This window comes from Phormidium sp. CCY1219 (assembly GCF_055795085.1).
This window is the reverse complement of record NZ_JAYFEQ010000956.1, coordinates 1-5,773: the sequence shown is the minus strand read 5'-3', so window position 1 is coordinate 5,773 and position 5,773 is coordinate 1. Positions and strand designations below refer to the sequence as shown.

2 protein-coding genes are annotated in these 5,773 nt (G+C 55.2%); both read left to right on the top strand.

Going from position 1 to position 5,773, the window contains the following annotated elements; translation table 11 throughout:
* Positions 1 to 394: 394 nt before the first annotated feature.
* Entirely contained in the window at positions 395 to 2,950 is a 2,556-nt protein-coding gene (locus AC0QH1_RS30960; RefSeq protein ID WP_324635293.1) for an SLBB domain-containing protein, read from the top strand.
* A gap of 182 nt (positions 2,951 to 3,132) precedes the next feature.
* Complete coding sequence (locus tag AC0QH1_RS30955) at positions 3,133 to 5,445, top strand: GumC family protein (RefSeq protein WP_324635292.1); 2,313 nt, start codon at positions 3,133 to 3,135, stop codon at positions 5,443 to 5,445.
* Positions 5,446 to 5,773: the final 328 nt, after the last annotated feature.

The window sequence follows — 5,773 nt, the reverse complement described above, 5'->3', positions numbered from 1 at the left end:
TTCTAGCAGGAGGCAGAGCCTCCAGAGGCCCGTTCCCAGGCAATTCTTTTTAAAACTATTCCTCCGGACGCGATATTGTTTCTAGCAGGAGGCAGAGCCTCCAGAGGCTCGTTCCCAGGCTGAGCCTGGGAACGAGTAAGAGGCCCGTTCCCAGGCTGAGCCTGGGAACGAGTAAGCCTGGGAACGAGTAAGCCTGGGAACGAGTAAACCCTTCTAGGGTGCGGGGGGCTTTTTTCCGAGCGATCGCTCTCCGGTCAACTACAGCGTTTCAACGATAAAATAGATTGAGTGTTCCTGACGGTGTGTCGCCAGGGAACTGTAACCCATTCCTCGGCAAAGCCATCGCTCGTCGGGTCTCCCCAATACTGTTGCCAATTATAAATAAATAACTTCTATGTCTAATCACCGGTTTGGCGATCGCTGGTCGCCGCACATCCTTACCCTTCCCGTTACCAGTTTGAGCCTCTCGGCGTTAATGGCCATCAGCGGATCCACAGGCGCGATCGCTGCACCCTCCCCGTCACCGAAGCCAGCTCAGAGTCTCCTCGCCCAAGGCGTCCCCCTACAAGAAGCCTACACCCTCGGCTCGGGAGATAGAATTCAAATCGATATTTTCAACGTGCCGGAATACAGCGGCGAAAATGGTCAGCATCTGGTGCTGGTGGATGGCACCCTCAATTTACCCCTAGTGGGCAGAGTCTCTGTGCAAGGGCTGACCTTGGAACAAGCCGCTACTCGACTCAGAAGCCTCTATGCCCCCTACCTGCAACGCCCGGAATTCCTCACCATCTCTCTGCTCGCAAGACGTCCGGTACAGGTGGGTATCTCGGGGGAAGTGCGGCGACCTGGCTCCTACACCCTTTCGATGAATCAAGAAGGAGCCAATCAACGGCCCACCATTACCAGCGCGATCGAACGGGCTGGGGGCATTACGCCGACGGCCAACATCCAGCAAATCCAACTCCTGCGCCGCCAGCGGGGCGGACCGGCGCAACTAATTACCCTGGATTTAACCAGCTTAGTCCAGCTAGGAGACCTCAGTCAAGACATCACCTTGCGCGATGGGGACACCGTTTTTATTCCCCCCGACCCCAACTTGAACCCCGCCGCCGCCCGTCAACTGGCGGATGCCAGTATTGCCGGCGACGCCTCGCAACCGGTAAATATCGCCGTGGTGGGAGAAGTCAACCGTCCGGGTTCCTACACGGTCAGCCGGGTGGATGAAAGCGGCGGACTGCTCACCTTAACCCGCGCCCTACAAACCGCCGGCGGCGTCACCCAATCTGCAGAAGTGGGACAGATTCAAGTGCGGCGACAACCGAAAGCCGGTCCGGCACAAATTCTGTCCGTCAACCTGTGGCAACTCCTAAGCGGCGATATCAATCAAGACATCATCCTGCAACAAGGCGATACCATTTACGTTCCCACGGGCAATGGTTTCAATCCCGCTGAATCTGCCCTGTTAGCAGAATCCAATTTTGCCGGCGACCCCTCGCAACCGGTGAATATCGCCGTGGTGGGAGAAGTGGGGCAACCCGGTTCCTACACCATCACCCGGGTGGATGAAAGCGGCGGACTGCTCACCGTCACCCGCGCCCTGCAAACCGCAGGCGGCGTTACCCAATCCTCGGATCTTGGCCAGATTCAAGTGCTGCGCCAACCAAAAGCTGGTGCGGCGCGCATCATCCCGGTGAACCTCTGGGCGCTGCTCAAGCAAGGAGACCTCAGCCAAGATATCATCCTGCAACAAGGGGATACCATCGTCGTGCCTACCGGAAGCGGCTTTAACCCCGCCGAAGCCTCCCTGTTAGCCGAATCCAGTTTTGCCGGAGAGGCCAGTCAACCGGTGAATATTGCCGTGTCTGGAGAAGTGGCCAGTCCGGGTTCCTACACCGTGAGCCGGGTGGATGAAAGTGGCGGGCTGCTCACGGTTAGCCGCGCCCTGCAAACCGCAGGCGGTGTCACCCTTTCGGCAGATATTCGGCAAATCCGCGTGGTGCGTCGTCCGAAAGCCGGTCCGTCTCAAACCCTGGTGGTGAATCTCTGGGAAATGCTCGAACAAGGGGATTTCAGTGAAGATATCATCCTGCAACAAGGGGATACTATCGAGGTGCCCACGGCGGAAAACCCGAATCCTTTAGAAGTGGCTCGCATTGCTACGGCTAACTTTGCCGCCGATACTTCACAACCCCTGAACATTGCGGTGGTTGGCGAGGTGAACCGTCCGGGAACCTATACGGTGGCGGGGTCTGACGTGTCGGGCACCGGCGACCAGCAAACCCTCGCCGCCCCCACTGCCGGCGGCGCAGTAGTGGGGCTGCCCACGGTGACGCGCGCGATTAAAATTGCCGGGGGCATCACTCCCGCCGCAGATATTCGCCAAATCCAAGTGCTGCGACAACGCAAGGACGGCACGCAGCAAATGATTGAGGTGAATCTGTGGGAACTGTTAGATGATGGGGATTTAAGCGAAGATATTCTCCTGCAACAAGGGGATACGATTGTGGTGCAAACGGCAAGCAATATCGATTTGGCAGAAGCACCGCAAATTGCTGCCGCTAGTTTCTCTCCCAACCGGATTCAAATTAACGTGGTGGGGGAAGTGAAAAACCCCGGGACTATCCAATTGCCGCCGAATGCTTCGTTAAACCAAGCGATTCTGGCTTCTGGCGGCTTTGACAACAAGCGGGCGGAAACCGATGAGGTGGAATTGATCCGCTTGAACCCGAATGGTACGGTGTCGCGACAAGCGATTCCGATTGATTTTGCCCAAGGATTGGATGAGGAAACCAACCCGATTCTCCGCAATAATGATGTGGTGGTGGTAGGGCGATCGGGCTTCACGAGGCTCGGCGATCGCTTGGGCGCGATCGGGCAGACGATTGGCGATGTCACCAGTCCGGTGTTCTCGGTTTTCGGAATCTTCCGATTCTTGAACGTTCTGTTCTAAAATTTTCACGACTTGGGCAATACACCGCTATGTCTTTGAAATGAAGGGGATAGTAGGCATTGCCCACCCTACTACTTTCTCTACCCTTGCCCCCCAGTGGAGACACCTGAGAAGGCAAGAACACACAAGGGTCTTACCCGCCTGCTAGGATACAGATAACCACACCATACCAAGAGATCGAGATGGAGACCGCACCCAATCCTCAGCCGTTCCCACTTCACCCCAACAACAGCCAGCCTCAATTCGTGTCGGTACCTTATATGGCTGAAGTCCAGGATCCAGATGAGGAAGAACTGGATCTCGGACAGCTATTTGCTGTGATTCGTCGCCGCGCTTTTGTCATCCTGGGGGTGGCGTCGGTGGTGACTGCCGGTGTTTGGTTCTGGACTTCCAATCAAACGCCGGAGTATGAAGGGAAGTTTCAAATCTTAGTCGAACCCGTCACCAGTAACGACGATAAATTCTCTCGTCTGTCTGGAATGGCTGGGGGTTTAGGTGCCAGTTTTCTTCAGGGACAAGGGGGAGGACTGGATTATGAAAGCCAAATTACGGTGTTACAAAGTCCAAAGCTGATGGAACCCTTGATTCAGCAGCTCCAGTCCCGCTATCCCGAATTAGAGTACAATGGTCTTGTCGGAGGCAAGGAAGGGCCTCTGTCTCTAGAGCAATTGCAAGGGGCTGGGAAGGTAATCGAAATCCGTTACCGGGATTCGGAACCGGAAAAAATTCAGTTTGTGTTGGAAACCCTGAAAGATGGCTATCTGCGATACAGTTTAGAAGACCGCAAGAGCAATATCAGTCAGGGGATTCAGTTTATTGAAGACCAGCTTCCGCAGTTGCGACAGCGGGTGGATAGTCTGCAAGAACAATTACAGAAGTTTCGGCAGCAGTACAATCTCATCGAGCCGCAGATTCAAGGGGAACAACTGGCGCAGCAAATTACCAAAATTGACGATCAACTGCTAGAGGCTCAATCTCAGCTCGCTCAACAGCAACAGCTTTACAATACCCTGCGGCAAAAAATCGGGCTGGAGCAAGATACAGCGATCGCTGCTTCGGTTCTCAGTGAAGCCCCCACCTACCAAGCTCGCCTCAATCGCCTCAAAGAAATAGAAAATAAAATCGCTCAAGAATCCACTCGCTTTACCCCGACTTCCCCGCAACTTCAAGTGCTGCTGGAAGAACGACAAAAAATCGAACTGCTCTTGGGTCGGGAAGCTTCGGAAGTGTTGGGGGCACAGTTACCGGGAAATACGGGCAATCCCCAAGCGCCGTTCCAAAACTCGGTCCGCACGGGATTGATTCAAGAAATGGTGAAAGCTAGCAGCCAAGTGCAGGTGCTTCAGGTGCGGACGCAAGTGCTAAACCAAGCGGCGAAAATGTTAAGCGAATATCGGGACAATTTTCCCATCATTATTCGTCAGTACACGGACTTGCAGCGGGAATTACAGGTGGCGACCAAGACTCTCAACGAACTGCTAGCCAGACGAGAAGGGTTGCGGGTGGATGCGGCGCAAAAAGAAATCCCCTGGGAAGTGATTTCCGAGCCGAATATCCCGCGCAATCAAGAGGGAGACCCGATTCCGGTGTCCCCCAGTCTGCCCCGGAATCTGGTTCTGGGGGCAATGTTGGGCTTGATGCTGGGATTTGGGGCGGCATTGTTGGCTGAGCGGTTGGATAATGTCTTCCATAGTTCTGACGAACTGAAAGATGCGACTCGATTGCCCATCCTTGGGTCGATTCCGGTGAGCGATAGTGCGGTGGAGGTGACGCCGATGGATTCTCAGGGTGAGGCGGCGATGGATTATCCGCGCGATTATGCCTTTGTGGAAGCGTTCCGATCGCTCAATGCTAATCTGCGCTTCCTGACTCCAGGCAAACCGGTGCGATCGCTGGCGATCGCTTCGGCAACACCGGCTGAAGGCAAGTCTACGGTGGCAGTCAATCTGGCGCAAGCCGCCGCCGCAATGGGTCAGCGGGTTTTACTGGTGGATGCTGACCTGCGCTGGCCTCAGGTTCACCACTGTTTGGGCTTACCCAATCAACCGGGCTTAACTCAGGTCATCGCTACGGAACTGGATATGAATGAGGCGATCGTGCGATCGCAAAGCGACCCGAATCTCTTTGTCCTCCCGGCGGGCGCTATCCCCCCTGACCCCATCCGCATCCTCTCTTGCGACAAAATGCAAAACCTCATGCGTCAATGGCACGATCTGTTCGATCTGGTCATCTATGACACCCCTCCTCTGCTCAGTGTGGTGGATGGCAAAATGCTGGCGGCCTCTACCGATGGCCTCGCTCTGGTGGTCAGCATGGGTCAAACCGAACGTCCGGCAATTTTGCAAACCATTGAGGAATTACAAACTTCTAACACCAAGGTACTCGGCATTGTGGCCAATGGAGTCTCGGGAGACGGTCGCGGCTGGTACTATGACGATCGCCGCTACTCTCGTCCCCCCAGCGACCCCCAGGAAGAAGAGGCGATCGCCAGTTAATCCCCTTTGCCACTACAGACCTGCTAGCAAAATCTTGTCCCCACATTGGCGATCGCTGCAACCTCGGTTGCACTCCCCTGATTCGGGACAAGATTAACCTAACTTTTCCTCAATTTAGGGGTTGACAAATTGGCAATAATGTGGTATTGAGCGGATTATTGGGTCTAACCACTGGATGAGGCGGAGCCTCGGGAGCGGCGTTCCCAGGCTGGAGCCTGGGAACGAGTTAAAAATGTGGTATAGGGCGGATTATTAGCTTCTCGGCGGGAAGCCCCGCGCTCTACCCGTGCTTGGTGAGCGTCGGGATGAGAGCCAGGGGAAATGGAGG